28 protein-coding genes and 2 pseudogenes are annotated in these 25,380 nt (G+C 59.7%); 12 read left to right on the forward strand and 18 right to left on the reverse strand.

Annotated features, from left to right (window positions below):
• Positions 1–10 precede the first annotated feature (10 nt).
• The 7 genes and pseudogenes from AB4N76_RS02655 to AB4N76_RS02685 form a co-directional block, all read right to left on the reverse strand.
• The gene (locus AB4N76_RS02655; protein ID WP_460164085.1) at positions 11–760 is read right to left on the reverse strand and encodes a transporter family protein; all 750 of its coding nucleotides are present in this window, start codon (positions 758–760) and stop codon (positions 11–13) included.
• A gap of 102 nt (positions 761–862) precedes the next feature.
• Positions 863–2,467: a DUF5666 domain-containing protein gene (locus tag AB4N76_RS02660; protein ID WP_046032448.1), complete on the reverse strand. Its 1,605-nt coding sequence runs from the start codon at positions 2,465–2,467 to the stop codon at positions 863–865.
• On the reverse strand, positions 2,464–3,306 hold the full coding sequence (locus tag AB4N76_RS02665) for a DUF6502 family protein (RefSeq protein WP_046032449.1): 843 nt from the start codon (positions 3,304–3,306) through the stop codon (positions 2,464–2,466). Before AB4N76_RS02665 ends, AB4N76_RS02660 begins: the two co-directional genes overlap by 4 nt.
• Positions 3,307–3,438: 132 nt before the next feature.
• On the reverse strand, positions 3,439–4,017 hold the full coding sequence (locus AB4N76_RS02670) for a hypothetical protein (RefSeq protein WP_460164086.1): 579 nt from the start codon (positions 4,015–4,017) through the stop codon (positions 3,439–3,441).
• 645 nt (positions 4,018–4,662) lie between these two features.
• The gene (locus AB4N76_RS02675; protein ID WP_460164087.1) at positions 4,663–5,259 is read right to left on the reverse strand and encodes a hypothetical protein; all 597 of its coding nucleotides are present in this window, start codon (positions 5,257–5,259) and stop codon (positions 4,663–4,665) included.
• Between the two features lie 448 nt (positions 5,260–5,707).
• Positions 5,708–6,548 (reverse strand): annotated as a pseudogene (locus AB4N76_RS02680) (nitrilase family protein).
• Positions 6,545–8,044, reverse strand: a complete 1,500-nt coding sequence (locus AB4N76_RS02685; protein ID WP_460164088.1) for a purine-cytosine permease family protein — start codon at positions 8,042–8,044, stop codon at positions 6,545–6,547. The pseudogene AB4N76_RS02680 and the gene AB4N76_RS02685 overlap by 4 nt, the downstream one beginning before the upstream one ends.
• Before the next feature lie 145 nt (positions 8,045–8,189).
• On the opposite strand from AB4N76_RS02685, the gene AB4N76_RS02690 reads away from it, so the two are divergent.
• The gene (locus AB4N76_RS02690; protein ID WP_046032454.1) at positions 8,190–9,092 is read left to right on the forward strand and encodes a LysR family transcriptional regulator; all 903 of its coding nucleotides are present in this window, start codon (positions 8,190–8,192) and stop codon (positions 9,090–9,092) included.
• Positions 9,093–9,141: 49 nt separating this feature from the next.
• On the opposite strand, the gene AB4N76_RS02695 is transcribed toward AB4N76_RS02690, so the two are convergent.
• A complete protein-coding gene (locus AB4N76_RS02695; RefSeq protein WP_077431880.1) occupies positions 9,142–9,675 on the reverse strand; it encodes a cysteine hydrolase family protein in 534 nt (177 codons plus the stop codon).
• Positions 9,676–9,745: 70 nt separating this feature from the next.
• Positions 9,746–11,473: a gamma-glutamyltransferase gene (ggt, locus tag AB4N76_RS02700; protein ID WP_046032456.1), complete on the reverse strand. Its 1,728-nt coding sequence runs from the start codon at positions 11,471–11,473 to the stop codon at positions 9,746–9,748.
• 150 nt (positions 11,474–11,623) lie between these two features.
• Between ggt and AB4N76_RS02705 the strand changes: the two genes are divergently transcribed.
• Positions 11,624–12,142 (forward strand): methylated-DNA--[protein]-cysteine S-methyltransferase, encoded by a 519-nt coding sequence (locus tag AB4N76_RS02705; protein WP_460164089.1) that lies wholly within the window; start codon positions 11,624–11,626, stop codon positions 12,140–12,142.
• Positions 12,143–12,160: 18 nt separating this feature from the next.
• Here the strand turns inward: AB4N76_RS02705 and AB4N76_RS02710 are convergent, their stop codons facing one another.
• The 3 genes from AB4N76_RS02710 to AB4N76_RS02720 form a co-directional block, all read right to left on the reverse strand.
• Positions 12,161–12,472, reverse strand: coding sequence for a hypothetical protein (locus AB4N76_RS02710; protein ID WP_460164090.1), 312 nt, complete (start codon positions 12,470–12,472; stop codon positions 12,161–12,163).
• A gap of 429 nt (positions 12,473–12,901) precedes the next feature.
• Complete coding sequence (locus tag AB4N76_RS02715; RefSeq protein ID WP_046032459.1) at positions 12,902–13,495, reverse strand: NUDIX domain-containing protein; 594 nt, start codon at positions 13,493–13,495, stop codon at positions 12,902–12,904.
• Positions 13,496–13,607: 112 nt separating this feature from the next.
• Positions 13,608–14,045 (reverse strand): hemerythrin domain-containing protein, encoded by a 438-nt coding sequence (locus AB4N76_RS02720; protein ID WP_046032460.1) that lies wholly within the window; start codon positions 14,043–14,045, stop codon positions 13,608–13,610.
• Positions 14,046–14,191: 146 nt separating this feature from the next.
• On the opposite strand from AB4N76_RS02720, the gene AB4N76_RS02725 reads away from it, so the two are divergent.
• On the forward strand, positions 14,192–14,620 hold the full coding sequence (locus AB4N76_RS02725) for a GNAT family N-acetyltransferase (RefSeq protein ID WP_046032461.1): 429 nt from the start codon (positions 14,192–14,194) through the stop codon (positions 14,618–14,620).
• Between the two features lie 5 nt (positions 14,621–14,625).
• Here the strand turns inward: AB4N76_RS02725 and AB4N76_RS02730 are convergent, their stop codons facing one another.
• Entirely contained in the window at positions 14,626–14,976 is a 351-nt protein-coding gene (locus tag AB4N76_RS02730; protein ID WP_046032462.1) for a hypothetical protein, read from the reverse strand.
• A gap of 149 nt (positions 14,977–15,125) precedes the next feature.
• On the opposite strand from AB4N76_RS02730, the gene AB4N76_RS02735 reads away from it, so the two are divergent.
• The 9 genes from AB4N76_RS02735 (at position 15,126) to AB4N76_RS02775 (ending at position 20,138) form a co-directional block, all read left to right on the forward strand.
• A complete protein-coding gene (locus tag AB4N76_RS02735) occupies positions 15,126–15,374 on the forward strand; it encodes a hypothetical protein (RefSeq protein WP_034146936.1) in 249 nt (82 codons plus the stop codon).
• Between the two features lie 20 nt (positions 15,375–15,394).
• Complete coding sequence (locus tag AB4N76_RS02740) at positions 15,395–15,724, forward strand: DUF6388 family protein (RefSeq protein WP_046032463.1); 330 nt, start codon at positions 15,395–15,397, stop codon at positions 15,722–15,724.
• 25 nt (positions 15,725–15,749) lie between these two features.
• Positions 15,750–16,454 carry a YoaK family protein gene (locus AB4N76_RS02745; protein WP_046032464.1) on the forward strand — a complete coding sequence of 235 codons (705 nt, stop codon included), beginning with the start codon at positions 15,750–15,752 and terminating at the stop codon, positions 16,452–16,454.
• 212 nt (positions 16,455–16,666) lie between these two features.
• Positions 16,667–17,059, forward strand: a complete 393-nt coding sequence (tusD, locus tag AB4N76_RS02750) for a sulfurtransferase complex subunit TusD (protein ID WP_046032465.1) — start codon at positions 16,667–16,669, stop codon at positions 17,057–17,059.
• 1 nt (position 17,060) lies between these two features.
• Complete coding sequence (gene tusC / locus AB4N76_RS02755) at positions 17,061–17,423, forward strand: sulfurtransferase complex subunit TusC (protein WP_046032466.1); 363 nt, start codon at positions 17,061–17,063, stop codon at positions 17,421–17,423.
• On the forward strand, positions 17,423–17,716 hold the full coding sequence (gene tusB, locus AB4N76_RS02760) for a sulfurtransferase complex subunit TusB (protein WP_046032467.1): 294 nt from the start codon (positions 17,423–17,425) through the stop codon (positions 17,714–17,716). Before tusC ends, tusB begins: the two co-directional genes overlap by 1 nt.
• Positions 17,713–18,048, forward strand: coding sequence for a TusE/DsrC/DsvC family sulfur relay protein (locus AB4N76_RS02765; protein WP_046032468.1), 336 nt, complete (start codon positions 17,713–17,715; stop codon positions 18,046–18,048). Before tusB ends, AB4N76_RS02765 begins: the two co-directional genes overlap by 4 nt.
• Positions 18,045–19,046, forward strand: coding sequence for a glycosyl transferase family protein (locus AB4N76_RS02770; protein WP_077431878.1), 1,002 nt, complete (start codon positions 18,045–18,047; stop codon positions 19,044–19,046). The genes AB4N76_RS02765 and AB4N76_RS02770 overlap by 4 nt, the downstream gene beginning before the upstream one ends.
• Before the next feature lie 90 nt (positions 19,047–19,136).
• Positions 19,137–20,138: a glutathione S-transferase family protein gene (locus tag AB4N76_RS02775; protein WP_046032470.1), complete on the forward strand. Its 1,002-nt coding sequence runs from the start codon at positions 19,137–19,139 to the stop codon at positions 20,136–20,138.
• A 49-nt stretch (positions 20,139–20,187) separates the two neighbouring features.
• Here the strand turns inward: AB4N76_RS02775 and cysG are convergent.
• The 5 genes and pseudogenes from cysG to lolA form a co-directional block, all read right to left on the reverse strand.
• Positions 20,188–21,581 (reverse strand): annotated as a pseudogene (gene cysG / locus AB4N76_RS02780) (siroheme synthase CysG).
• Positions 21,582–22,862: a serine--tRNA ligase gene (gene serS, locus AB4N76_RS02785; protein ID WP_460164091.1), complete on the reverse strand. Its 1,281-nt coding sequence runs from the start codon at positions 22,860–22,862 to the stop codon at positions 21,582–21,584. It abuts the pseudogene before it with no gap.
• Positions 22,863–22,878: 16 nt separating this feature from the next.
• Complete coding sequence (crcB, locus tag AB4N76_RS02790) at positions 22,879–23,253, reverse strand: fluoride efflux transporter CrcB (RefSeq protein ID WP_046032473.1); 375 nt, start codon at positions 23,251–23,253, stop codon at positions 22,879–22,881.
• Positions 23,253–24,575, reverse strand: a complete 1,323-nt coding sequence (locus tag AB4N76_RS02795; protein ID WP_460164665.1) for a replication-associated recombination protein A — start codon at positions 24,573–24,575, stop codon at positions 23,253–23,255. Before AB4N76_RS02795 ends, crcB begins: the two co-directional genes overlap by 1 nt.
• Before the next feature lie 142 nt (positions 24,576–24,717).
• Positions 24,718–25,341, reverse strand: coding sequence for an outer membrane lipoprotein chaperone LolA (gene lolA / locus AB4N76_RS02800; protein WP_027925132.1), 624 nt, complete (start codon positions 25,339–25,341; stop codon positions 24,718–24,720).
• Positions 25,342–25,380 lie beyond the last annotated feature (39 nt).

The raw sequence follows: 25,380 nt of genomic DNA on the forward strand, positions 1-25,380 counted from the left end.
CCGTGGGGAATCAGTAGGTGTGGCTGAACAACAGTCCAGCCTCGCCATCCGGGCTGGCGTCGGAAAAACCCTTGACGGCATACAACTGAATCTTCCAGTTCTGATTGAGCTTGTGCGTGAGAAAAAGAGTGAGTTCCTTGATCTGGTCGCCCGTGGAAACGACCTTTTGCCGCCAGTCGTAGGACACGCCCGCCGTGGTGCGCGCGAACACAGGCATCGCAAAGCCCAGGCCGGCGAATATCGGGTTGTCGAAGTTGGTGTCCGACGGGTCGCCGTATTTTTTCCAGCCCAGGGTGGCAAACCCGGTCACAGCACCGAAGGCTTTGGCGACATCGACCTGAGCGGAATAGTCGGTTTTGCCGGTGCCCAGGCACTTGTCTTCGTCGGCCGTGGGTAGCTTGACCTTGCCGATCAAGTCCACGAACAACCCGCCAACGCTGCCATCAATCGCGGCATAGCTTGCACCGGCAACGGTGTCGCCCAGACCGCTTTCCACTTTGCCGCAACCGCCGGGCAGCGGGTCGCCATCAGGGCCGACCGAAGGATTGGTGATGCGCAGCCAGGGCACCGTGAGCTTGTAGGTCATGGGACCGGTTTCGTATTTGCCCACCAGCGGGACATACCAGGTTTCAGAAGTGGTACCGGTACCGTAGTCGCCTCGAGAGTAGTCGGTTCCGATTGAGGTCGTGAAGGTATCGGCCAGGACTGGCATGGCCAGACAGGCAAGCAAGCCGACGAGCAGGATGCGCTTGGGGCTCATGTTCACCTCGTGTGTTCCGTCTTCGAAGTTCACACGCATGCTGAGTTGCGTGACTTACCCAGCCTAGTTACTTATGACAATAGTGCATCATGCCTGCACGGTTTAACCCGATTTGCCAGAGTGATCGACTTTTTCAACCTTCTCGACTTTCTCGACCTTCTCTACTTTCTCTACCTTTTCGACTTTCTCGACCCTCTCTACCTTCTCGACTTTCTCTACCTTCTCGACTTTTTCTGGCCGATCAATTTTCTCGACTTTCTCCGGACGCTCGACCTTTTCGACCTTCTCTACCCTCTCCACCTTCTCGACTTTGCCGGATTGCTCGACCTTCTCGATACGCTCTGACTTACCGGACTTGTCCACGTCCACGCGCTCTGTCTTCTCGCCACCGCCATGACTGTCATTGCCCCCGTGGCGAGTATCGTCGACAACGCTGCCCTCGCTCTCGGAGCGCCCGCTCCTGTCACTGCCTGAACTCCCTGAATTCCCCGAACCGCCAGAGTTGCCAGAGTTACCGGAGCCGCTCGAGTTGCTCGAACCACTTGAATCGTCCGTGCTCTGCTCGCTGGTGCCGGGTGGTCCGTGCCGGTTGCTGGCCGGCGAATCGGCGCGCTCGCGGGGCAATTCGATGCGCGTTGCCTGCACCTCCCGCGCGCCGGTGAACACGCCGCTGACCCGCACGCGTCGATCCAGCGCCAGCCCCGAAGGCTGCACACCGACAAACACGGTGTCGTTCGCCAGCGTCACCTTAAAGCCACCGACCATCAATTGGCGGTCCTGTCGGCCCTGTACCAGGCCCTCGATCACCGCATTGCGTGCCCTGCCATTGAAGGGCAGGCTCGGGTCGGGACGGCTTTGGGTGACGTCCAACTCGCGGCCGGTCCACTGGCCGCGTACCAGCATTTCCTGCGCCGGGCGCGGTTGATTGCCGAGTTTGAGCCCCTCGAGATAGCCGCTGCGATCCACCGAGCCGATAGCACTGGCCTCCTTGAGGCCGGGCGCTCGGTCGATGCGGCTGGCCACTACTTCGCCGCGAGCATCGCGCAGCCCACTGACCCGTACCGGATCACCCGGACGCAGACCAGCAGCGACTTGAGCACCGTTGGCCAGGCGTACCGGTTGCCCCATGACACGCATGGGCATGGAATCGCGTGGCAGAGCGGTCAAGGGGCCTTCGTAGACGTGCAAGATGGAAATGCGCCCGGCTTCCAGGCCACGCCGGGAATTGAATGCTTCCACGGCAACCACTTGGCCTACCGCCAGGTGGGTACTGGAGGCGGCAACGCCGTTCTCGCTGATCGGAACGTTTTGGGTGAAGTGCACTTCCACGCCATTGACACAAATCGAGGCGAACCCGGTGATGGTGCCGACAATGCCGGTGCCACCGATGCCGCCGTTGTCGTTGCTGATGCCCGTGCCACCCACACCGCCTGCAACGGCACCGGTGCCGCCAATGCCGCCAGGGTGCTTTTTCAACGGTGCGCCGGTACCACCGACCCCACCGTTGTCGGTGCTGATGCCGGTGCCACCCATGCCGCCAGGTGCTGCGCCCGTGCCGCCGGTGCCACCCGGGGCATTGATGATCGGCACTTCACTTATGCCGGCATCATTCTGACTGACACAGGCTGGGGCGGCTTGCAACACAATGGGAAGCCCGAGGCCCAGAACGAGGGCGATTGCACGAGTCAGGCGCACATGGACGGTCATGGTTTAGGGGCTGTTGGCGGATTGGGATCAGAAGCTTCAGTGTAGAAGTACAAGCCGACCGTGATGCGCTGGCGCGGTTCAGGGCTGGGCAGGTCCTGGAATTCCAGCTCGGCGGCAAGTCGGTTGAAGCTCAACAGGGCCTGCATTCCCTCGCTGGCAACGGCCTCGCGCAACGCCTCGACGCTCGTCGGGGCCAGTGCGTCATAGTGAACGCTGCGTTCAAAAAAGGCCGGACCTTCGCTGCTCAGGTTGTGTACCGCGGCGCAGGCATGATCGTGCAAGTTATGCCCCAGGTACGCTGTTTTCTCATCGAAGCCTTTTTGCGGCACAAAGGCCTGGACTTCGAGGTGCACGCACTCTTGTTCGTCAAGACGTACGACGCCCAGGCGCAGCCACTCGTCCAACACCACCCGCGCCCTGATGTCCGTGCTGACCATCGCCACCAAGGCATCGAAGGAGCGGTCGCCACCGACACTGGCCAATCGAGGCAGAGGCAGTGGCTGTCCCGCGTTGTCACAAAAGGGCGCGCTGGACCAGGCGTTGACCAGTTGCGCACCGAAGGTGACGTTTGCCGGAAGCGTGGAGGAAGCGGGGTCGCTGGTGTTGCGCAAGCGCCGTACATCCTTGCGGTGCACACCGGTGAGCAGACTGATACGGCTGTCGGTTGGAGCCTTGTCGTCCAGACGGAACTCACGGTCCGCGACATCGACAAAAACCTCTTTGAGCAGGTCGGCGAACACCAGGTAGGTGACGCCTTTGCGCAGCATCAAACGAACCAGCGGCCGCATGACATGCCGCAGGGCTTTTAGAAGGGACATGGGCAGGGTAGACGATTGCATTCAGCGCATTCCTAGACAGTTAACCCCAGTATAGCTGCGTGGGAAATAATCCCATGAACACAAGCGCGTATTTTTTGCCATACCTCATACAAAACCGGCCCCCTGGGTCTTGTATGAGGTCGTCAAGCCGCGTCAGATACGGCTGTTGTCGTCACCGGGTTCGTCACCAACATGGTTGCCATTGTCGTCACCAGGCTCGCCGCCTGCGTGGACGCCATGATCGTCACCAGGCTCGCCGCCTACGTGGACGCCGTGGTCGTCACCGGGTTCACCGCCAACATGAACGCCATGATCGTCACCGGGCTCGCCGCGGGCGTGGTTGCCGTGGTCGTCACCCGCTTCTGCGTGGGTACCACCGCGACCGGAGTTCGAGCTTCCGGAACTGGCATGGCCTGAATTCCCATTCCCGTTCCCATGGTCGCTGCCGCTGTGGCCACTGTTGCCGCCATTACCGCCGCTGTTTCCACCGCCACCATTACCGCCACCGCTGTTGCCGCCACCGCCACCGCCGCCACCATTACCGCCACCACCACCACCACCACCACCACCACCACCACCACCACCACCACCACCACCACCACCGCCACCATCTTTGGCATAGGCACTCGAGTCATGGGAAATGGAATCTGGTACTAAAACAATGGAAGCCGAAAGGACGCCACCGATTGCCAGCGCCAGTAACCCTCTCTTGAAAAGCAGGTAAGTGTTCATCGTGCATTCTCCAGGTGATTTGCCACGAGCTGAGCCAACGCAATCAGGTTGCAATCCGGGAGCGGCATGGGATCAACCCCGTAGCTTTAAAATTTCTTAAGAATAATTTTCGTGGGAAATTTTCCCACTAGACGTAAGTTAGTCCTTTCTGACTCCGGGTCAACCCGCGCAGGAGAAAGCCGACCGATGGCTAGGGGCACGAATGGAGATGGGGGTTGCCCTTACGGCGTGGTATGCGCTGTATGTCTGGCGCGTTTCTTGATCGCCATACGAAAAAAAGTCGCAAACCCCGCGTCTTTTCAGGGCTTGCGACTCATTGCCGATACGTCCCTCAAACGCTCGGGACGTTTTCTTCGGGTATGCCAGCCGTGTTCGTTCGGAACGTGCTGGCCTAGTTCTGTACCTCAACCGCGTCGAAATCCGGCGCGTCCGGGGCATCTGGGGCGTCCGCCACATCCTCTCTGGCGGCCCTCGCCTCAGCTTTGGCAGCCTCTCTGGCTGCGTTCGCGTCAACTTTAGCTGCGTCCCTGGCTGCATCGGCAGCAGCCCTTGCAGCATCTCTTGCTGCATCTGCATCTCGCCGTGCGGCGTCCCTGGCTGCATCGGCAGCCGCCCTGGCAGCGTCTCGGGTTGCATCTGCGCCCGCTACGCCAGCAGCTTTTGCAGCATCCCTGGCTGCATCCGCCTCGGCTCTGGCGGCATCTCTAGCTGCATCTGCAGCAGCTTTTGCAGCATCCCGGGCTGCATCTGCATCATTTCTGGCAGCATCTCTGGCTGCATTTGCATCGTTTCTGGCAGCGTCCCTGGCTGCATCTGCGGCATCGTTGTCATCGTTGTCATCGTTGTCACGCGCATTGCCTGGGCCTCTGTTCCCAGCAACACCACCATGGTCAGCGTCGCCGCGTCCCGGACCTGCATGACCGTTACCGTCATGGCCTCCAGCACCATGATCGCCACCAGCACCATGATCGCCGCCAGCGCCATGGTCGCCGCCGCCGTGACCACCACCTCCGGAGCCACCGCCGTCGCCACCGTGACCACCGCCTCCATTGCCTCCATTGCCTCCATTGCCGGAGCCACCGCCACCGCTGCCGCCACCGTGACCACCGCCGCCGCCGGAGCCTCCATTACCAGAGCCTCCGCCACCGTGACCGCCTCCGCCGTCTCCACCGTGACCACCGCCACCGCCACCGCCACCGCCGTGGCCTCCTCCACCACCGCCGCTGCCGCCATCTTTGGCATACACGCTGGAGAAACTATTGATGTAATCAGGCACCAGAACAGTCGATGCCGACAGGACTCCGCCGATTGCCAGAGCCAATAAACATTTCTTGAGCAGCATGATGCACCTCCACTTGGAGTTGCGAAGTCATCTCCGTATCGAACGCAATATCCAATGAGTTCCCGGCCGCCCATTGAAGCGGCCAGCCAACCGGCGCGGCCATGAATATGCAGCAACAACGAGCAACTGCGGTTTCCGCACGGTCCTTCAGAGCCAGTCAGCATCGTTTGTGGGAAATATTCCCACAGCTATAGGTTAGTACTGTCAGCCCGGGTGTCAACAACCGAATATCAGGACCAAGGAACGCGCAGGAGCAAAAATCTCAATCAATGCCTTTTGAGAATCGTCCAACAGTCGCCCCTTCCCTGCCACCGCACCCGGTGACAGAAACAGCGGCGATCTAGCGCTTCATCCCTCGACGCCCCCATACAACCCCTGCCGCCGATCCCGGTGCAAATCGTTGCGTGCACTGATGCGTTTGTTTCGCGCCTCGACAAGGTTGAGGGTTGCCAGCAGAATCTGCTCACCACCCTGCTCGGCCGGTCCTGCCAGCGGATAACCATCCGCATCGACGATGACCGAGCCTTGCACCCAACCGACACCGCGCTCATGCCCATGCCGGTCACACGCGGCGATGAACATCCGGTTAACTGAAGCATTGGCCTGAACCCGCACCACTTCCGCCGCCCGCTCGGTGGGGAGGCCTCGGTCCGTCCGGCCAATTGACCGGAGCGCACAGCAAATCCGCGCCGGCCAGTGCCGGGAGCCGCACCCACTCAGGGAACTCCAGGTCATAGCAAATCAGCATGCCGATTCGCCCATGAACCGTTTCAACCACCGGCGGCGCGGCGTTACCGGCACTGAATATTTCACGCTCGGCATCCCAGAGGTGCGCTTTGCGGTACACGGCGCGCAGGCCTTGGGCATCAATCAGGGCGGCACTGTTGGCCAACTCATCGCCCTGCAAGCGTTCACAGAATCCACCGACCACGACGATGTTCAGTTCGCGGGCGAGTGCCTCCCACAGGCGCAAGGTTGGCCCCTCTGTCGGTTCCGCCAAGGACAAGGCCTCGCTACGGTGGTTGAACACGTAACCGCTCTGCACCAGTTCTGGAAGCACCACAATCTGTGCGCCTTGATTCGCCGCTGAACGAATCGCGCGTTCGGACAGCGTCCGGTTGTAAGCCAGATCGCCGACTCTCGGTGCCACCTGGCAGCAGGCGACCACCGTTTTCTTTGCGCTGTTCAACGCGCCTCCTCAACAGGCTGTTTAGCCATGGAAATAATGTCGTCCTCGGTAATCGAATCGATGATCCGGCGTTCGGCCGCGAGGTCTATGGAACGGCTGAGGAGGTAATACGTCAGGCCCGACACCACCAGTCCCACCAGCCAGGCAATGTCCACACCTTCCAGCATGCGCGCCAGCGGACCGACGAATACCTCTTTGTTGGCAGACGCATCAAAGATGTAGAAGAACGGCACCATCGCGGCAAAACCGATCAGGTACGAGACGATGCCGCGAAATTGCCAGGCGCCATAGATGCCCTGCGGCGTGAAGAAATGCGGGATCGCGTAGCGGCCCTTGCGCACGAAAAAGTAGTCCACCAGATTGACGGCGGTCCAGGGCACGAGGAAGTACAGCAACAACACGAGGAAGGTGTTCAACAACGCGATGCCATCACCTTTGATCGACAACACGCAGGTCAACAGGATGATGCTGATCACGCTGATGGACATGACTCGGGCACGCGGTGTCGGCGTGATCTTTTTGATCGAGTCGACACCGGTCAGCAACGTCAGCATGGCGCTGTAAGTGTTGAGCGCGATGATCGGCAGAAAGCCCGCCACCGAGACAATGACCAGCACATTGCCCAAGCCCGGAATCATCGAAGAGCCGACCTGGTTCAACGCCACCAGCGCATCCGCCGCTTTCAGTTGCTGCGCCAGCCACGCACCGAGGCCGATCATCCAGCCACCGGACAGCGAAGCGCCGATGAACACCGCGGCGATCAATTTCGGGCGGCTGGTGTTTTTCGGCAGGTATCGGGAATAGTCGGACACATAGGGCGCATAGGAAATGTTGTAACTCGCACCGATGGCAAACAGCGTGGCAAACGCAACCCAGTTGAAACCCAGGTCTGTCGCCGGGGTGACGCCTTCCTGGCCGGCACCGAACATCAAGGCGATGGTCACCAGTGCATACAGGGGCAACGTCGCCAACAATGCCCATTTGAACGCTTTGTGCATCAGGTCATGGCCGTAGATCGACAACAGCGCGCCAATCAGTACCACCGCCACGGCGACAATCGTCGGGTCGAAACCGAAGACATGTTCCAGGCCGTTCATGATCAGCGAGATGTTCACCACGTTGAAACCGACGAACACAAACATCGTCGCCATCAAGGCCAGGATCACACCGCGATAACCAAACTGGGCGCGGGACTGGATCATTTGCGGAAGGCCCATCTCCGGACCTTGCGAGCCGTGAAACGCCATGAAAATGGTGCCGAACATAATGCCCAGCGCACCGGCCAGCAGGGTCCACAGCGCCGACAACCCAAGGCTCGGGCCGACAAAACCGATGGAGATGGTGAAGAAGTGGAAGTTGCCCAGAAACCAGAAAGGCCCTTGGCTGCTCAGTTTGGCGTGACGTTCATTTTCCGGAATGTAATCGATCGAGTGGCCTTCGATGGCCAACCCGCTGCTCGCTGCAATGGCGTGCACAGACTGTGGAGAACCTGACATACGATTGTTCCTATGCTGGTAATTGTTGTTTTTATGGGCAAAGCGCCGGTTTCATTGCAATGTAGGGCGTTAGTCAGGGCAGTAAAATATCGCAGGCACACTGTTTACATAGATCGGCATCTATGTGGCAAACAGGGGGGCACACATGCTGGGCACTGTATCGGAACTGGATTTGCGCTTGATCCGGGTCTTCCTGACTGTCGTTGAGGCGGGCGGCATCTCGGCCGCGCAAACGGCGCTCAACACCACTCAGCCCACCATCAGTGCGCAATTGGCGACGCTCGAAGCGAGGGTCGGGTTTCGTCTGTGCGAGCGAGGTCGCGGAGGGTTTTCGGTGACGCCCAAAGGGGGGCAGTTTGTCGAAGCGGCCCGTCGATTACTGGCGGCGGCCGAAGGGTTTCGGGTTGAGGTCCAGCACATCAATCGCAAGGTGTCGGGCAACATCAACATCGGCCTGCTGGGTCAAATCGATCCCTCCGCCAACAAGAACATCGCCCTGGCCATCGCGCGTTTGCGCTCGCAACATGAAGGCCTGTACTTCCACTTCACCGAGCTGTCGTCATCCTTGCTGGAAGAAAAAATCATCAACGGCCATATCGATCTGGCCATCGGGTACTTCTGGCATCGTTTGCCCAACATCGATTACTTCCCCTTGTTTCAGGAAACCCAAATCGCCTACTGCGCCCCGGCGCACCCATTGTTCGATCACGTCGGCGCACTGACCCGCGATGACGTCCGCGATTACGATTGGGTCTGGCCCAGCCACCCGCTGCCGGAAATGCCCGCGCCCACCACCCTCGAGCGGTTGACCGTACTCACCGACAGCATGGACGGTGCCGCCCTGCTCATTCTGTCGGGCCAGCACCTGGGCTTTCTGCCACAGCACTACGCGGCCAAGCATCAACAACTGGGGCAGTTGCATCCGCTGAACCCTGAGCAGTTGCGCTATGAAGTCGGCTTCCATGCGGCCGTTCGGCATTCGGCGCGGCAGCGCGACGTGGTGAGTGCATTCCTCACGGAGCTGATCGAGATTTTTGCTGCAACGTAAGTTCACAAACAACTGAATGTGCCTGCGTGGCGGGTCGTTTCGCCGCGGCTCAGATTTTGATCTCACCCGCCGGCATGACGTCGATACGCGCCACCGAACCGGTCAGGTGCGCCAAGTCCTTATTGTGCTCGACGATGATGTCTTCGGCACTTTGGTTACCGTTGTCGACGGTGGAGTGCGCGTCGGCCGCCAGCACCACGTCATATCCCATTTTCAGTGCCTGGCGCACGGTCGCGTTGACGCAATAATCGGTTTGCAAACCACAGATGATCAGACGCTCGAATTCCTCTTTCGACAGCAGCTGTTGAAGGTTGGTCTGATAGAACGAATCCGGTGTGGTTTTGCGTACGTAATAATCCTTGGGCTCGGCTTCCAGGCTTTCGGCCAGTTGCCAGCCATCGGTGCCATATGCCAGAGGGCTGCCCTCTTCTTCGTGCTGAATGAAAACAACCGGCACCCCGGCTATCCGGGCTCGGGTGCTGAGGTGGTTGATGTTCTCGATGACGCGGTTGATCTCAAAGCACGCGTACTCGCCCGAGCACAGCGCCCTCTGGACGTCGATAATTAGCAGTGCGGTAGCCATGGCCCCTTCCTTGATCAGTCGGTAGATCAGGGGACGAAAAAGCAGATCCGTCCCCTGTTAAACACAACCCTTAGTAACCGAGTGACAACCCGGTGTTACGGCGTGGGTCGTTGGCGCCGTAGAAACGGTTTTTGCCGACCGGTTTGCCGTCCAGCGAAGGCGCACCGACCAGGATTGCCGCCACGTGGTTGGCATCCTGTGGCCCGGCAAACTTGTGACCCCAGCTTTCGAGGATTTTCACCGTGTCCGGGCTGGTGGTGAAGGTCTCCAGGTTGGTTTCTTCGGGCAACCATTGCTGGTGGAACCGCGGTGCATCCACCGCTTCCTGGATGTTCATGCCGTAGTCGATCACGTTGAGCATGGTCAGCAAGGTCGCAGTGATGATGCGGCTGCCGCCCGGTGTGCCGACGACCATCACGACTTTACCGTCCTTGGTGACGATGGTCGGGCTCATCGACGACAGCGGTGCTTTGCCGGGTGCGATAGCGTTGGCCTCCCCTTGCACCAGGCCGTACATGTTCGGTACACCGATTTTCGAGGTGAAGTCGTCCATTTCGTCGTTGAGGATGACCCCGGTTTTGCTGGCCATGACGCCAGCGCCAAACCAGTCGTTGAGGGTGTAGGTCATCGACACCGCATTGCCCCATTTGTCGACGATGGAGAAGTGCGTGGTGTTGCTGCCCTCATGCGGCGCTACGCCGGGTTTGAGCTCGCTGGAGATAGCGGCCTTTTTCGGGTCGATGGCGTCGCGGATTTTGGTGGCGTAATTTTTATCCAGCAGGTGCGCGATCGGGTTTTTCACGAAGTCCGGGTCGCCGAGGTAGCTGTTGCGGTCCACATAAGCGTGGCGCATGGCTTCGATCTGATAGTGCATGCCCTGGGCCGAGTGGTAGCCGAGGTCTTTGATCGGGTAGCCTTCAAGGATGTTCATGATCTCGCAGATCACCACCCCGCCGGAGCTCGGTGGCGGTGCCGACACCACGTGATACCCCCGGTAATCGCACTCTATCGGCGCCAGTTCTCGGGTCTTGTATTTGTCGAGATCGGCCTGGGTGATGATGCCTTTGTTGGCCTGACTGGACGTGACGATGGCGTCGGCGACCCACCCTTTATAGAAACCGTCGGCACCCTTCTCGGAAATTTCCCGCAGGGTTTTGGCCAGGTCTTTCTGCACCAGTTTTTGTCCGACCTGCATCGGCTCGCCTTTGCTCAGGAAAATCGAGCCCGAGTCCTTCATGTCTTTCTTGAACACGTCGGTGGCGTAGTCCAGCAAATCGACATCGCCCTGCTCCAGGACAAAACCGTCTTCCGCCAGTTTGATCGCCGGGGCAATCACTTCCTTGCGCGGCTTGGTGCCGTACTTGGTCAGGGCCAGTTCCATGCCGGACACAGTCCCCGGCACGCCGACGGCCAGGTGGCCACGGGTGCTGAGGTCGGGGATGACATTGCCTTCTTTATCCAGGTACATGTTGGCGGTGGCAGCCAGCGGCGCTTTTTCACGGAAATCGAGGAACGTCTTGCGCCCGTCCGCCAGCTGAATGGTCATGAAACCGCCGCCGCCCAGGTTGCCCGCTGCGGGATACACCACCGCCAGCGCATACGCCACCGCGACGCCGGCATCCACGGCGTTGCCGCCGTTCTTGAGCACATTGACCCCCACCTGGGAGGCCAGATGCTGGGCGGTGACCACCATGCCGTTTTCGGCCGCAACCGGGGCTACGGAAGCGGCATGGGCAGTCAGGCAACTAAGCGCCAAGGAGGTCGCTATGAGCGATTTGGCAAAAGGTTCGTACTTCATCAGTCGGTCTCTTTTTTGTTTTTGGGCTCTGCACAAAACAGAGTGAGCAGTTCAAAAGCACAGGCAAGTATGGTCGGGATTACGTATTGCGCCTCCCCGTCGGAACAGTATGCTGGGCCTCTATTCAGCCCCTCTGCGGAGTCCGTCAGCATGACCTACACCTTCACCACTCTGGCATCCCCGGTTGGCGAACTGAAGCTGGTAGCGAAAGACGCAAGACTGGCGGCCATCCTCTGGGAAAACGACAAACCGAACCGGGTTCGGCTTGGCCCGATGCACGAAGCCCCGGACAACCCGATTCTGGTACGCGCCGCTCAGCAGTTGCAGGAATACTTTGCCGGCACGCGCGATCGCTTCGAGCTGGAACTGGATTTTGCCGGCACGGAATTTCAGAAGAAGGTGTGGGCGGCGCTGCTGACCATCCCGTTCGGAGAAACGCGCAGCTATAGCCAGATAGCCGAGCAAATCGGCAATCCGAGCGCAGTTCGGGCGGTGGGAGCCGCGAATGGCAAGAACCCGATATCGATTGTGGCGCCCTGCCATCGGGTGATCGGTGCATCGGGGAAGCTCACCGGGTTTGCGGGTGGGCTTGAGGCGAAAGAGCGGTTGCTGACGCTTGAAGGGTGCGAGTGGTCAGGCTCGAAAAATATGGGCGATTTGTGGGACTGAGCACTCGCGTACTGCAACCTAACCCTCGAACTCGGGCTCCCCATCAATGACCACAAATGCCTTGGGAATTTTCTTGCCGTTTTTCGATGGGAAATCATCACCCAGGTAGTTCTTCAAATCTTCAATAATGGCGATGACGCGCTTGCGGCTGGGGATAAAGTCGATCGGCTCATCTGCGTTGGGTAGCGATGTGCAAGGATTGATGCAACCGATACTGGCGAGAAAGCCTATCCCCGGATGAATTAAAATTTCCGTCCGCGGATCGGTCTCCTTCAGTTCGATCCCGGGCCTGGGTCGCGTAGAAATACTGTCCGAATTTTTTATAACCAATCGTCACGTACTTAACGCCATCCTGAGTTGCCAAGGGATAGCGCCCCGCCTCCACTCGCCGATTGTTATTCTCGTGGGTATTATCGCCAGGGCCACGGGTTTCCGCGACCATCCCTGAAAGACCTGCTCCTGTCTGTTTTTGCCCATCGTGATAAATCTGATAGTCACCCACCGTTCTTCGCTTCCCATCACTGGCACGGCGTTGTTCGGACTTTCGGGTGATGCACATTTCCCAACCTGTTCCTGTAATTGGCATTTCCTGTCCTCCTGTTGAAAACGGGCGACTGAAGTGGCAGACGGGCGACAGTACTGCACGTTTCATCCAATCACTTTCAACAAACCTCCAGGGTTCATTCTTGCCACGCATAAGGCATAGCAACGAAAGCCGCATTCCTCCACCGGGTGGCGACGGCTGGGCATGCAGCACTGTCAGGCTGGCACGAAAATATTCTTCATCGCCGCATATTGCAGCAGCATGATGGTCTTGGCGTCGCAGATCTCCCCGCGATAAAACGCCTCAAGTGCCTCATCGAACGCCCACTCCAGCACTTCCAGTTCTTCGGTCTCTTCTTCCAGCCCGCCGCCTTCGCTGACTTTTGAAGCAGCGTCGTATTCGGCGATGAAAAAATGCAGTTTTTCAGTGACCGAGCCGGGGCTCATATACGACTCGAAGACCTTCTGCACATGGTGCACGCGGTAACCGGTTTCTTCTTCGGCTTCGGCGCGGATGCGTTCTTCCGGCGCGGCACCTTCAAGTAAGCCGGCGGCCACTTCGATCAGTAATCCGTCATGGCCGTTGACGAACACCGGCAAGCGGAACTGCCGGGTCAGCACCACGGTTCGCTTCTGGCGATTGAACAGCAGAATCGCCGCGCCGTTACCACGGTCATAGACCTCGCGGGTCTGGCGCTGCCAGTCGCCGTTGTTACGCTGATAGTCGAAGGTGATTTTCTTCAGCAGATACCAGTCGTGGGACAACACCTGGGATTGGATGATGTTGACCCGTTCGGCTGTGTTCGCCATGGCACCGCATCCTTTTTCGTGAAAAGTGCTCATGGTAGGCGAAAACGAAAAAAGCCTGGCATCTCCCTAATGCGAACCTTGTAGCAGCTCCTTAACGGGTCCAGCCACAGGCTCAGGACAACTGAGCCTTGTATTCCTTCTCGTACTGGCCGGCCAGCGCTTCTTTTTGCTTGTCATCGAGCAGTTTGCCGGCCATCTGGAAGAACTTCTGCTCTTCCTCCTTGAGGTGATGATGAACCTTCTCGGACAGCTTTTTCGCGGTCACAAGCCATGACGGGCTGGACATCTCGGTGCCGTCCAGTTCCTCCATCATTTCGTCCATCTCGTGGTGTTCGGCGATGGCATGGCGGCTCAGGTCGACGCCGTTGTCGAATTCCATCAGCGGGATATAGAAGTGGCGTTCTTCGGCAGTAGCGTGGGCTTGAAGCTCGGACTTGAGTTGCTGGTAAGCCTCGACCCGCTCCGGGGTGTCACCACTGGTTTTGATCAGTGCCTTGGCATAGGTCCTTTGACGTTCGTGGCTTTCGCGCAGGGCTTCGAAAATATTCACGGGTTGTCCTCATCGGCGGCGTTCCGGGGTGACGCTGTTTAGGCTAGACATCCGTGCCACCACGACGGTTCCTTTGGTGCGCCAGGGATAGAACAAACGCCATCACCACGCTAGGCTCCTGATTCATTGCCATAAGGATGTCGCTCATGCCCCTGCGAATTGAACAGTCGCAAAACCCCACTGATGAACAACGTGAGGCCATCCTCACACCACTGCGCGCCTACAACGCGGCTCAGGCCGGCCCGTCCAATGCGCAACCGCTGGCCTTGCTGGTGCGCGACGACCACGGCGAGATTCTCGGCGGGTTGTATGGCCGCTTCTTTTACCAGTGGTTGTACATCGAATTGCTGTCGGTGCCCGAACAGGGCCGGGGACAGGGCCTGGGCTCGAAGTTGATGCAGATGGCCGAAGATCTCGCACGGGAAAAGGAATGCGTGGGGATCTGGCTGGACACCTTCGACTTTCAGGCGCCGAAGTTTTACGAAAAGCTCGGCTACAGCGAGCTGGGCCAGATTGCCGACTACCCGCCCGGCCACAAGCGCTTCTTTTTTCAGAAGCGCCTGATAAACGCCTGAATCGCTTACAAACAGGTCGCCAACGCTGCCAAACGGCGCTTGGCGACGAAGTCGTCATGTTGCGCGTAGTAACTCAGCACGGTACCGGACGCATCGGTGGTCACGTCCACAAAGGACTCCGCCGACCGCGTGTAGACGGTCGACCCGCCCTTTTTGCCAGGCTGCAGATAAGCGGCGGCATCGACGCCGAATACCGCTTCGTCCTGCCAGGAAAACTGCACGCACTGGGCCACGGCCAATGACGGCTTGTCCGAGTTCAGGGTTTTGTACGGGGTCTTGGTACGAGCATCGTCCATCACCGAGCCCGCGCATCCCGCCAGCAACGTTACGGCCAGCGCCACCATCAGAATTCGCATTGCATTCGCTCATCAAGAAAAAGCGGACTGTATCATCGTGGCGCGCCGTTTCGTTCTGCTTTACTTCATTTATACCGCGACACCGCGCGATGATTCGCGCACCCTGTCGCGCCATTCATGCCGCATCGCGTCTATTTCTGGAAAGCCCAATGACACCCAACGCCGAATTCTACAAACCGACCACCGAATACGCCGACAAACTGATCAGCCAGATCGGCCAGACGCCTTCCTGGATCGCCAAGCGCATTGGCGTCACCGACAAGCGCATTCGTTACATCCTCGACGGCGAACGCACCGTCAAAGGCGAAACCACGCCAATCCAGATGACCTACACCGAACAGTTCGCCCTCGAATGCCTGGCGGCAGCGGCCAAGGCCAGCAAGAAGCAGTCTTCGTAATCCATTCTCAAGGAGCGACCATGGCGGCAACCGAACAGCAACACGAGCAAGCGTTGAAGAAGTTTCTCGAAGAGCGCCCTGAACTGCGCCACGAACTCGACAACCTCAACCCGCTGCTGGCACAAGCCAAGGGTGAAACCCAGGCGCAGTATCGCGACGAGCGCTTGCATGAAGCGTTCGAAGATGAGGCCGAGCGCCAAGGGTTGTTCGCCTGGGAACTGACGCTGCGGCTGACGGCGGCTACACCACAAGAATACGAAGCCCAGCGCAGGGAAGTGCACATCGAAGTCGCGGAGATGGCTGGCATGGACTGGCTGGACTATTGCGAGATGTACGGGATACAACCGTAACCACCGCTCAAGGATGTCATCGCCCATGCTGCCTTCCGCCTCAACCTCCCACGCCAGCCCCGGTCACCTGCACACGCAAAAGTGGCGTGGGCGCATTGGCATGACCCTGGTAGCGATGCTCTCGGTACTGGCCGGCATGACCGACGCAATCGGCTTCATGGCCAGCGGCGATTTCGTTTCATTCATGAGTGGCAATACCACTCGGCTCGCCGTGGCCATCAGCGTCGGCGATCTGGGGCTGACCGGGCGTTTGCTGCTGCTCGTGGCCACGTTCATCGTTGGCAACGCCTTGGGCATTGTCGTCAGCCGCCTCGGCGGGCGACGGGCGCTGCCCTTGATGCTGACCATCGCCGCGTTGCTGTGCGCGGCCGCCACCTGGCCTTACGACGAACAATTGCCTGCGCTGCTGGCGGCGATCATCGCCATGGGCATGCTCAATGCCGCCGTCGAGGAAGTGAACGGCCTGCCGGTTGGCCTGACCTATGTCACCGGCGCCCTGTCGCGCTTCGGACGGGGGCTGGGGCGCTGGATGCTCGGCGAACGGCGCAATGGCTGGCGCGTGCAACTGATCCCCTGGACCGGGATGTTCGCCGGGGCTGTCCTTGGGGCGGTGCTGGAACATCATTTGGGACTTCAGGCATTGTTTGCCAGCGGATTGCTGGCGGGGGTGCTGGGGGTGGTGTCGTTGAAGATTCCGCGGCGCTGGCAGTTGGGGTATATGCCGCGTTGATTCAGGTGTTGCCTGTTAGACCGCTATTGCGAGCAGGCTCACTCCTACAGATGGTTGTGGTGAAACTGCAATCTCAGGCAACACCCAACCTCCTGCAGGACTGAGCCTGCTCCGGGCGGCGTTCCGACGATGAGGCCCGCCCAGACAACATCGATTTAGCCGCCCCGCCGATAAAGCTTTATCATGGCCGCAGTTTGTTGATCGAGTCCGTCATGAAATTCGCCATTGCGCTGTTTTCCGCCGCCCATGCGCCCTCCTCGCGCCGCGCCTTGCTGTTTGCTCAGGCTGCGCTGGCCGGCGGGCATGAGATTGTCCGGTTGTTTTTTTATCAGGATGGCGTCTACAACGCGTCCGCCAGCGTGGTCACGCCGCAAGATGAGCTGGACGTGCCCAAACAATGGCGCGCCTTTGTCAGCGAGCACCAACTGGATGGCGTCGTGTGTATCGCCGCGGCCCTGCGTCGCGGGGTATTGAACGAAGAAGAAGCCGGGCGTTATCAACGTGACGCCGTTGCCGTGGGCGCGCCGTGGGAATTGTCCGGTCTGGGGCAATTGCATGACGCGGTGCAGGGCGCCGACCGTTTGATCTGCTTTGGAGGCGCGTAAGATGCCTAAATCCTTGCTGATTATCAGCCGACAGGCGCCTTGGTCCGGACCGAATGCGCGTGAAGCACTGGACATCGTCCTCGCCGGCGGCGCCTTCGACCTGCCCATCGGCCTGCTGTTTCTCGATGACGGGGTGTTCCAGCTCGCCGCGAAACAGGACGCCAAGGCCCTGCAACAAAAAGACCTGAGCGCCAACCTGCAAGCCCTGCCGATGTTCGGTGTCGACGAGCTGTTCGTCTGTGCCGACAGTGCCGCAGAACGTGGGCTGGACCCGAACAGCCTGCCGCTCGAAGAAGCCCGGACGCTGACCGCTCCCGAAATCACCGCCCTTATTGACCGCTACGACCAGGTGATCACCCTCTGATGTCGACTTTGCATGTGTTGTCTCACTCCCCGTTCGGCGACGATCGCCTGAGCAGTTGCCTGCGCGTGATCGGCGCGAACGATGCGCTCTTGCTGAGCGGCGACGCGGTGTATGCCCTGCAGCCGGGCACTGCGCCGTTCAATACACTGAACTCTCGCGCCCTGAACCTTTTCGTGCTGGCCGAGGATGTTCAAGCCCGGTCCATTGAAACCCCGGATTGGGCCAAGGCCATCGACTACCCGGCCTTCGTCGAGCTGTCGATTCACCATGACAAGGTCAACAGTTGGCTATGAATTCCCTGACGGTCGGCGCCCGCGCCATCGAGTTGGACAAGGACGGTTTTCTGGTCGAACTCAGTGACTGGTCCGCCGACGTCGCTGCCGCCCTGGCCGCAGCCGAAGACATCGAGTTGAGCCCTGAGCACTGGGAAATCCTCGAACTGCTGCGCCGTTTCTACGACGAGTTCCAGCTGTCGCCGGCCACCCGCCCCTTGATCAAATACACCGCATTGAAGCTCGGCCCGGAAAAAGGCAACAGCCTGCACCTCAACCGACTGTTTAAAGGCACCCCCGCCAAACTCGCCGCGAAACTGGCGGGCCTGCCCAAACCGACGAATTGCTTATGACCGACTTCCCAGCGTTGACCCTCGAAACACCTGCCGAGCATCCGTTCGCCCAGTTCGTGCGAATCCTCGGTAAAGGCAAGCGCGGCGCCCGCGACCTGACACATGAAGAAGCCCGCGAAGCCATGGGCATGGTGCTCGACGACAAGGTCGAAGACACCCAGCTCGGGGCGTTTTTGATGTTGCTGCGACACAAGGAAGAAAGCGCCGAGGAAATGGCCGGTTTCACCGAGGCCCTGCGTGAACGATTGCAAGCTCCCTTCTTAAATGTCGATCTGGACTGGCCGACGTATGCCGGCAAGAAACGTCATTTGCCGTGGTACCTGCTGGCGGCCAAGTGCCTGGCGCAGAACGGTGTGCGTATCTTCATGCACGGCGCGGGCGCACACACGGCCGGTCGGCTGTACAGCGAACAATTGCTCAATGACCTGAACATCCCCCTGTGCCGCGACTGGCAACAGGTCGGTGATGCACTCGATAACGGTGGCCTGGCGTTCATGCCGCTGGTGGATTGGGCGCCGCAACTCCAGCGCATGATCGACCTGCGCAACACCTTGGGCCTGCGTTCGCCGATCCATTCCCTGACGCGCATCCTCAATCCGCTGGGCGCTCGCTGCGGCCTGCAAAGTATTTTCCACCCCGGCTATCAGGCCGTGCATCGCGATGCCAGCGGCTTGCTGGGCGACACGGCCATTGTGGTCAAGGGCGACGGCGGCGAGATCGAGATCAACCCGGACGCCGACAGCCATTTGTACGGCACCACGGGCGGCGAAAGCTGGGATGAAGAATGGCCGCAACTGTCGGCCCAGCGTCACGTCAAACCGGCGTCCCTCGACCCCGAGCATTTGAAGGCCGTCTGGCGCGGCGACGTGGTCGACAGCTATCCGCAAATGGCCCTGATTTCGACCATGGCCCTGGCCTTGCGCGGGCTCGGTCAGAGCCGCGAGCAAGCCTTCGAAACCGCCGAGCAGTATTGGGTTGCACGCAACAAATCTATTTAACCGATCATTTTCTCCCGATCTTTGCGCTTTTTGTTCAGGTTCATGGGAATAGACTCAACTCCAACGATTATTGGTTCAGGAGTCTTGAACATGGGTTTGTTAGTCGATGGCCGTTGGCAAGACAAGTGGTACGAAAGCAGCAAGGACGGCGCTTTCCAGCGTGAACAGGCACAACGTCGCAACTGGGTGACCACCGACGGCAAGCCGGGGCTGACGGGCGTCGGTGGCTTTGCCGCCGAGGCCGGTCGCTATCACCTCTACGTGTCCCTCGCCTGCCCGTGGGCCCACCGCACGCTGATCCTGCGCAAACTCAAAGGCCTCGACAGCCTGATCGACGTCTCTGTAGTCAGTTGGCTGATGCTGGAAAACGGCTGGACCTTCGACCAGAGCCTGGGCTCCACCGGTGACAAGCTCGATCACCTCGACTTCATGCACCAGCGCTACACCACCGACACTGCCCACTACACCGGCCGCGTCACGGTGCCGGTTTTGTGGGACAAGCAGCAGAATCGCATCGTCAACAATGAATCGGCGGAGATCATCCGCATGTTCAACAGCGCATTCGATGACTTAACGGGCAATGACCTGGATTTCTATCCGCAGCCACTGCGCGCCGAGATCGATGCGGTGAACGAGCGAATTTACCCCGCGGTGAACAACGGCGTTTACCGGGCTGGATTTGCAACGTCGCAACAGGCCTATGAAGAAGCGTTCGATGGCTTGTTTGAAGAACTGGATCGATTGGACCAGCTATTGGGCGCCAACCGCTATCTGACGGGTGAATACCTGACTGAAGCGGATATTCGGCTGTTTACCACGCTGATCCGTTTTGACGCGGTGTATTACGGGCACTTCAAATGCAATCTGCGACGGATTGCCGATTATCCGAACCTGTCGAATTGGTTGCGTGAGATTTATCAGTGGCCAGGAATCGCCGAGACGGTGGACTTCACCCACATCAAGAACCACTACTACGGCAGCCACAAGACCATCAACCCGACGGGGGTTGTGCCTAAGGGGCCAGAGCAGGATTTCAATGTGCCGCATGACCGGGCGCGGTTGAATGGGAAAGGGGTTTGGCGCTGGGCCTGACAGCTGATCATTCCCACGCAGAGCGTGGGAATGATCAGTTAGCCGGTTTCTAGACCTGCCCCTGAGCCCCTTCGAACCACGCCAGTTTCTCGCGCAGTTGCACCACTTCGCCCACGATCACCAGCGTCGGCGCATGCACTTCATGCTCCGCCACCAACTGTGGCAAATCCGCCAAGGTACCGGTGAATACACGCTGATTAACGGTGGTGCCCTGCTGGATCAACGCTGCCGGGGTGTCCGCCCCGCGACCGTGCTTGATCAATTGCTCGCAGATGATCGGCAAGCCCACCAGGCCCATGTAGAACACCAATGTCTGCGCCGGCGCGACCAGATCGGCCCACGGCAGATCGGTGGAACCGTCCTTCAAATGCCCGGTAACAAATCGCACGGACTGCGCGTAATCGCGGTGAGTCAACGGAATCCCGGCATAGGCCGCGCAACCGCTGGCCGCCGTGATACCCGGCACCACCTGGAACGGGATGCCCTGGGCCGCCAGCTCTTCGATCTCTTCACCGCCGCGACCGAAGATGAACGGATCACCGCCCTTCAACCGCACTACACGCTTGCCGGCCTTGGCCAGGACCACCAATTGCTGGTTGATCTGATCCTGCGGCACAGCGTGATCGGCGCGGCGCTTGCCGACGTAGACCCGCTCGGCGTCGCGGCGGCACAACTCCAGAATCGCCGGCGCCACCAGACGGTCGTACAGCACCACATCGGCTTGCTGCATCAGGCGCAGCGCCTTGAACGTCAGCAGATCGGGATCCCCCGGCCCTGCGCCCACCAGATATACCTCACCGGTGGTCACTGGCGCCTCGCCATCGACTTTCGCTTGCAGCAGGCGCTTGGCTTCGGCGCCCTGTCCGGCTAGCTGGCGGTCGGCAATCGGCCCCTGGAATACGTCTTCCCAGAACGCCCGGCGCTGCTGCACATCCGGGAACAGTTTTTTCACTTGATGGCGAAAGCCAGCGGCCAGTCCGGCCAGATGACCATAAGTGGAAGGAATCCAGGTTTCGATCTTGGCGCGGATCAAGCGTGCCAACACCGGCGCATCGCCGCCGCTGGACACGGCAATAATCAAGGGGGAACGATCGACAATCGCCGGGAAGATCACGCTGCACAGCGCAGGTGCATCCACCACATTGACCGGCACACACCGCCGATGAGCATCGGCGGAGACTTGTGCGTTCAACGATTCGTCGTCGGTGGCGGCAATGATCAGCCCGCAACCGTCCAGATCCGCCTCGACGTAACCACGCAACAGGCACTCGCCACCGCTGCCGGCAACCAGTTCGCGCAGTTGCAGTTCGATTTCAGGTGCAACCACCCGCAGCAGCGCACCGGCATCGGCCAGCAGGCGGGATTTGCGCAAGGCAATTTCCCCCCACCGACGACCAACACACGACTGCCGCGCAGGTTGTGAAACAGCGGCAGATAGTTCATTTAGCCGATGACCTCAATGCCACCCATGTACGGCTTCAGCACTTCCGGCACACGGATCGAGCCGTCGGCCTGCTGATAGTTTTCCAGCACCGCGACCAAGGTACGACCGACTGCCAGACCAGAACCGTTCAGGGTGTGAACCAGTTCAGGCTTGCCGGTTTCCGGGTTGCGGAAACGCGCTTGCATACGACGGGCCTGGAAGTCGCCGCAGTTGGAGCACGACGAAATCTCGCGGTATTTGTCCTGGCTCGGAATCCACACTTCCAGGTCGTAGGTCTTGACCGCGCTGAAGCCCATGTCGCCGGTGCACAGCGCCAGGGTGCGGTAAGGCAGTTCCAGCAGTTGCAGGACTTTCTCGGCGTTGGCGGTCAGGCCTTCCAGTGCTTCCATCGAGGTCGATGGCTCAACGACCTGGACCATTTCGACTTTGTCGAACTGGTGCTGACGGATCATGCCGCGCGTATCACGACCCGACGCACCGGCTTCACTGCGGAAGCATGGCGTGTGGGCAACGAATTTGATCGGCAGCAGTTTCGAATCGACGATTTCGCCGGCCACGATGTTGGTCAGCGACACTTCAGCAGTCGGGATCAGGTACAGATCGGCTTCGCCTTCGCGAGTGATCTTGAACAGGTCTTCTTCGAATTTCGGCAACTGACCGGTGCCTTGCAACGCCAGGGCCTGAACCAGATAAGGCGTGTAAGCCTCTTCGTAGCCGTGCTCGGTGACGTGCAGGTTGATCATGAACTGCGCCAGGGCGCGGTGCAGACGGGCAATCGGGCCACGCAACAGGGCGAAACGCGCACCCGACAGCTTGGCGGCGGTTTCGAAGTCCAGCCAGCCGAACTTTTCGCCCAGGGCGACGTGGTCCTGAACCGGGAAATCGAAGGCGGTCGGGGTGCCCCAGCGGCGCACTTCGACGTTGCCGTCTTCGTCATCGCCAACCGGCACCGACTCGTGCGGCAGGTTCGGGATGCCCAGCAGGATCGAATCCAGATCGGTCTGGATCGCGTCCAGCTCGACTTTACCAGCGCTCAATTCGTTCGCCATGCGCTCGACATCCGCCATCAACGGCGCGATGTCTTCACCGCGCTGCTTGGCCTGACCGATGGATTTGGAACGGGCATTACGTTCAGCCTGCAGTGCTTCGGTGCGGGTCTGGACGGTCTTGCGCTGTTCTTCCAGCGCTTCGATGCGCGCAACATCCAGCACAAAGCCACGGGATGCCAGGCGGTCCGCTACGTCCTGAAGGTTGCTACGTAACAGTTTGGAATCGAGCATGTCGGTTTCTCGTTTATCAAAGTTTGGTCAAGGACAGGCCGGCCCAGGTGGCGAGCAGCCCGCCGAATACGCTGAGCGTCGCATAGCCCAGGGCCAGCGGCACTTGCCCGCTTTCCAGCAAGCGCACCGTATCCAGTGAAAAGGATGAAAAAGTCGTCAGCCCTCCGAGGAAGCCGACGATCAACCCGGCACGCACCTCAAACGGCACCTCCGGGCGTATCAAAAACAGACCGTATAGAACGCCGATCAGCAAACAGCCCACGATATTAACGGCCAGCGTCGCGGTATAGAAGTGCCGCGGCCAATTAGCGTTGATCCAGTTGCCCGTGGCAAAGCGCAACAACGTACCGGCCATCCCGCCGACGGAAACCGCAACGATCACTGGAAGCACTATTTTCTCCGCTGCCGGGAGCTTAAACGATCGAGTTTGGCCAGGTGATTGAGCTTTTCACCAATCTTCAATTCCAGGCCACGCGGCACCGGCTGATAGAACGGAATCGGGTCCAGCTCTTCCGGGAAATAATCTTCGCCGGCGGCATAGGCGTCCGGTTCATCGTGGGCATAGCGGTATTCATCGCCATAACCCAACTGCTTCATCAGTTTGGTCGGCGCATTGCGCAGATGCAGCGGCACCTCCAGCGAGCCGTGTTCAGCGGCGGCGCGCAGTGCGGTCTTGAAGCCCATATACACCGCATTGCTTTTCGGCGCACAAGCCAGATAGGTGATGGCCTGGGCCACCGCCAACTCGCCTTCGGGGCTGCCCAGACGCTCCTGCACTTCCCACGCCGCCAGGCACAGGCTCAAGGCGCGCGGGTCGGCGTTGCCAATGTCTTCGCTGGCCATGCGCACCACACGCCGCGCCAGGTACAGCGGATCGCACCCGCCGTCGATCATCCGCGCAAACCAATACAGCGCGCCATCGGGGTTGGAACCCCGTACGGATTTATGCAGCGCCGAAATCTGGTCGTAGAACGCTTCGCCGCCCTTGTCGAAACGTCGACGGGTATCGCCGAGCAGACTTTGCAGGAGGTCGACGCCGATCTCGCTGTTGTCTTCGGCCAGGTCCGAGGCGTTCTCCAACAGATTCAGCAGGCGCCGGCCATCGCCATCGGCGGCAGACAACAGCATCTGAAAGCCTTCATCGCTGAGGCTCAGTTGCCGCTTGCCCAGGCCACGTTCTTCGGTCAGTGCGCGCTGCACCAACTTGCGCAGGGCCGCTTCGTCAAGGCTCTTGAGCACATAGACGCGAGCCCGGGAGAGCAATGCATTGTTGAGTTCGAAGGAGGGGTTTTCGGTGGTCGCGCCGATGAAAATCAATGTGCCGTCTTCAACGTACGGCAGGAACGCATCCTGCTGGGACTTGTTGAAGCGGTGCACCTCATCAACGAACAGGATGGTGCGCCGGCCATACTGCCCGGCCTGTTGCTTGGCGATTTCCACCGCCTGACGGATTTCCTTGACGCCGGCCAGCACGGCCGAGACCGTTTCGAAGTGCGCATCCGAGACTTCCGCCAACAGCCGCGCCAGGGTGGTTTTGCCCACACCTGGCGGGCCCCAGAAAATCATCGAATGCAGGGCTCCCTGCTCCAGGGCTTCGCGCAATGGCTTGCCGCGAGCGAGCAGGTGTTCCTGACCGACGTACTCGTCCAGATTGGCTGCTCGCAAGCGAGCGGCCAAGGGTTGAGCGATCGGGGCACTGCGAAACAGGTCCATCACTACTTGCGAAACCTCACTACTTGAACACCGCAGGACAATGTGGGAGCGGGCTTGCTCGCGAAGGCGGTGTGTCAGTCGCCATCAATGTTAACTGACACACCGCCTTCGCGAGCAAGCCCGCTCCCACAGGTTTTGCGTTTTACTCTTGAATTACGTCCGCACCCTTGGGGATATCGAACTTGAACTTGGATGCCGGGATCGGCTCGTTGGCCTTCACACCGGTGAACAGGATATTGGTGCGCTGACCGACGCTGTCGATCAGTTGCATGTCGTTGACCAGACCATTACGGAACGACAGACGCAGGCTGTCGAACAGGGTGTCCTTGGTTTTCGGCTTCAGGGTGAAGTCGATTACGCCGCCGGCTTCCTTGGCGCTGATGTCGAAGCTCTGGCTGATTTTGGACACGTCACCGGACAGCAGCAGCGCCGGAGTCTGGGTCAGACGCATGTCGAGGGTCTTGATAGTGACCTGCTCCAGATCCGGGTCCCACAGCGTGACCTTCTTGCCGTCGGACACCATGGTTTGTTCGGCCGGCGCATTGGTGTGCCAGTAGAACAGGCCTGGGCGCTGCAACGACATATCACCAGCGGTTTCTTGCAGTTGGGTGCCACTGCCATCGAGGGTCAACTGGGAGAAGCGTGCGGTCAGGGTCTGGGATTTTTCCAGCAATTGAGTCAAACGCGCCACGTCTTTGTCATCGGCGTGGGCCGAGAGCGTGGTCAAAGCCAGTACCGGCAGCAACAGCATGCGGATAAGACGCATGGGAGTCCTCTTGATATTCGTGGGGGATGCGAGTGGCGC

The sequence above is a fragment of the Pseudomonas sp. S2_F03 genome, assembly GCF_054668335.1.

What these genes read in the sequence shown, in the direction of transcription:
- AB4N76_RS02690 (WP_046032454.1), top strand. Translation starts at nt 8,190, where the DNA reads ATGCTGGGCACTGTATCGGAACTGGATTTGCGCTTGATCCGGGTCTTC.
- tusD (WP_046032465.1), top strand. Translation starts at nt 16,667, where the DNA reads ATGAAATTCGCCATTGCGCTGTTTTCCGCCGCCCATGCGCCCTCCTCG.
- AB4N76_RS02770 (WP_077431878.1), top strand. Translation starts at nt 18,045, where the DNA reads ATGACCGACTTCCCAGCGTTGACCCTCGAAACACCTGCCGAGCATCCG.
- AB4N76_RS02775 (WP_046032470.1), top strand. Translation starts at nt 19,137, where the DNA reads ATGGGTTTGTTAGTCGATGGCCGTTGGCAAGACAAGTGGTACGAAAGC.
- AB4N76_RS02665 (WP_046032449.1), bottom strand. Translation starts at nt 3,306, where the DNA reads ATGCAATCGTCTACCCTGCCCATGTCCCTTCTAAAAGCCCTGCGGCAT.
- AB4N76_RS02705 (WP_460164089.1), top strand. Translation starts at nt 11,624, where the DNA reads ATGACCTACACCTTCACCACTCTGGCATCCCCGGTTGGCGAACTGAAG.
- AB4N76_RS02715 (WP_046032459.1), bottom strand. Translation starts at nt 13,495, where the DNA reads ATGGCGAACACAGCCGAACGGGTCAACATCATCCAATCCCAGGTGTTG.
- serS (WP_460164091.1), bottom strand. Translation starts at nt 22,862, where the DNA reads ATGCTCGATTCCAAACTGTTACGTAGCAACCTTCAGGACGTAGCGGAC.
- AB4N76_RS02740 (WP_046032463.1), top strand. Translation starts at nt 15,395, where the DNA reads ATGGCGGCAACCGAACAGCAACACGAGCAAGCGTTGAAGAAGTTTCTC.
- AB4N76_RS02655 (WP_460164085.1), bottom strand. Translation starts at nt 760, where the DNA reads ATGAGCCCCAAGCGCATCCTGCTCGTCGGCTTGCTTGCCTGTCTGGCC.
- AB4N76_RS02685 (WP_460164088.1), bottom strand. Translation starts at nt 8,044, where the DNA reads ATGTCAGGTTCTCCACAGTCTGTGCACGCCATTGCAGCGAGCAGCGGG.
- AB4N76_RS02735 (WP_034146936.1), top strand. Translation starts at nt 15,126, where the DNA reads ATGACACCCAACGCCGAATTCTACAAACCGACCACCGAATACGCCGAC.
- AB4N76_RS02730 (WP_046032462.1), bottom strand. Translation starts at nt 14,976, where the DNA reads ATGCGAATTCTGATGGTGGCGCTGGCCGTAACGTTGCTGGCGGGATGC.
- AB4N76_RS02670 (WP_460164086.1), bottom strand. Translation starts at nt 4,017, where the DNA reads ATGAACACTTACCTGCTTTTCAAGAGAGGGTTACTGGCGCTGGCAATC.
- AB4N76_RS02675 (WP_460164087.1), bottom strand. Translation starts at nt 5,259, where the DNA reads ATGCCAAAGATGGCGGCAGCGGCGGTGGTGGAGGAGGCCACGGCGGTG.
- tusC (WP_046032466.1), top strand. Translation starts at nt 17,061, where the DNA reads ATGCCTAAATCCTTGCTGATTATCAGCCGACAGGCGCCTTGGTCCGGA.
- AB4N76_RS02765 (WP_046032468.1), top strand. Translation starts at nt 17,713, where the DNA reads ATGAATTCCCTGACGGTCGGCGCCCGCGCCATCGAGTTGGACAAGGAC.
- AB4N76_RS02795 (WP_460164665.1), bottom strand. Translation starts at nt 24,575, where the DNA reads ATGGACCTGTTTCGCAGTGCCCCGATCGCTCAACCCTTGGCCGCTCGC.
- AB4N76_RS02695 (WP_077431880.1), bottom strand. Translation starts at nt 9,675, where the DNA reads ATGGCTACCGCACTGCTAATTATCGACGTCCAGAGGGCGCTGTGCTCG.
- ggt (WP_046032456.1), bottom strand. Translation starts at nt 11,473, where the DNA reads ATGAAGTACGAACCTTTTGCCAAATCGCTCATAGCGACCTCCTTGGCG.
- tusB (WP_046032467.1), top strand. Translation starts at nt 17,423, where the DNA reads ATGTCGACTTTGCATGTGTTGTCTCACTCCCCGTTCGGCGACGATCGC.
- AB4N76_RS02745 (WP_046032464.1), top strand. Translation starts at nt 15,750, where the DNA reads ATGCTGCCTTCCGCCTCAACCTCCCACGCCAGCCCCGGTCACCTGCAC.
- AB4N76_RS02725 (WP_046032461.1), top strand. Translation starts at nt 14,192, where the DNA reads ATGCCCCTGCGAATTGAACAGTCGCAAAACCCCACTGATGAACAACGT.
- lolA (WP_027925132.1), bottom strand. Translation starts at nt 25,341, where the DNA reads ATGCGTCTTATCCGCATGCTGTTGCTGCCGGTACTGGCTTTGACCACG.
- AB4N76_RS02660 (WP_046032448.1), bottom strand. Translation starts at nt 2,467, where the DNA reads ATGACCGTCCATGTGCGCCTGACTCGTGCAATCGCCCTCGTTCTGGGC.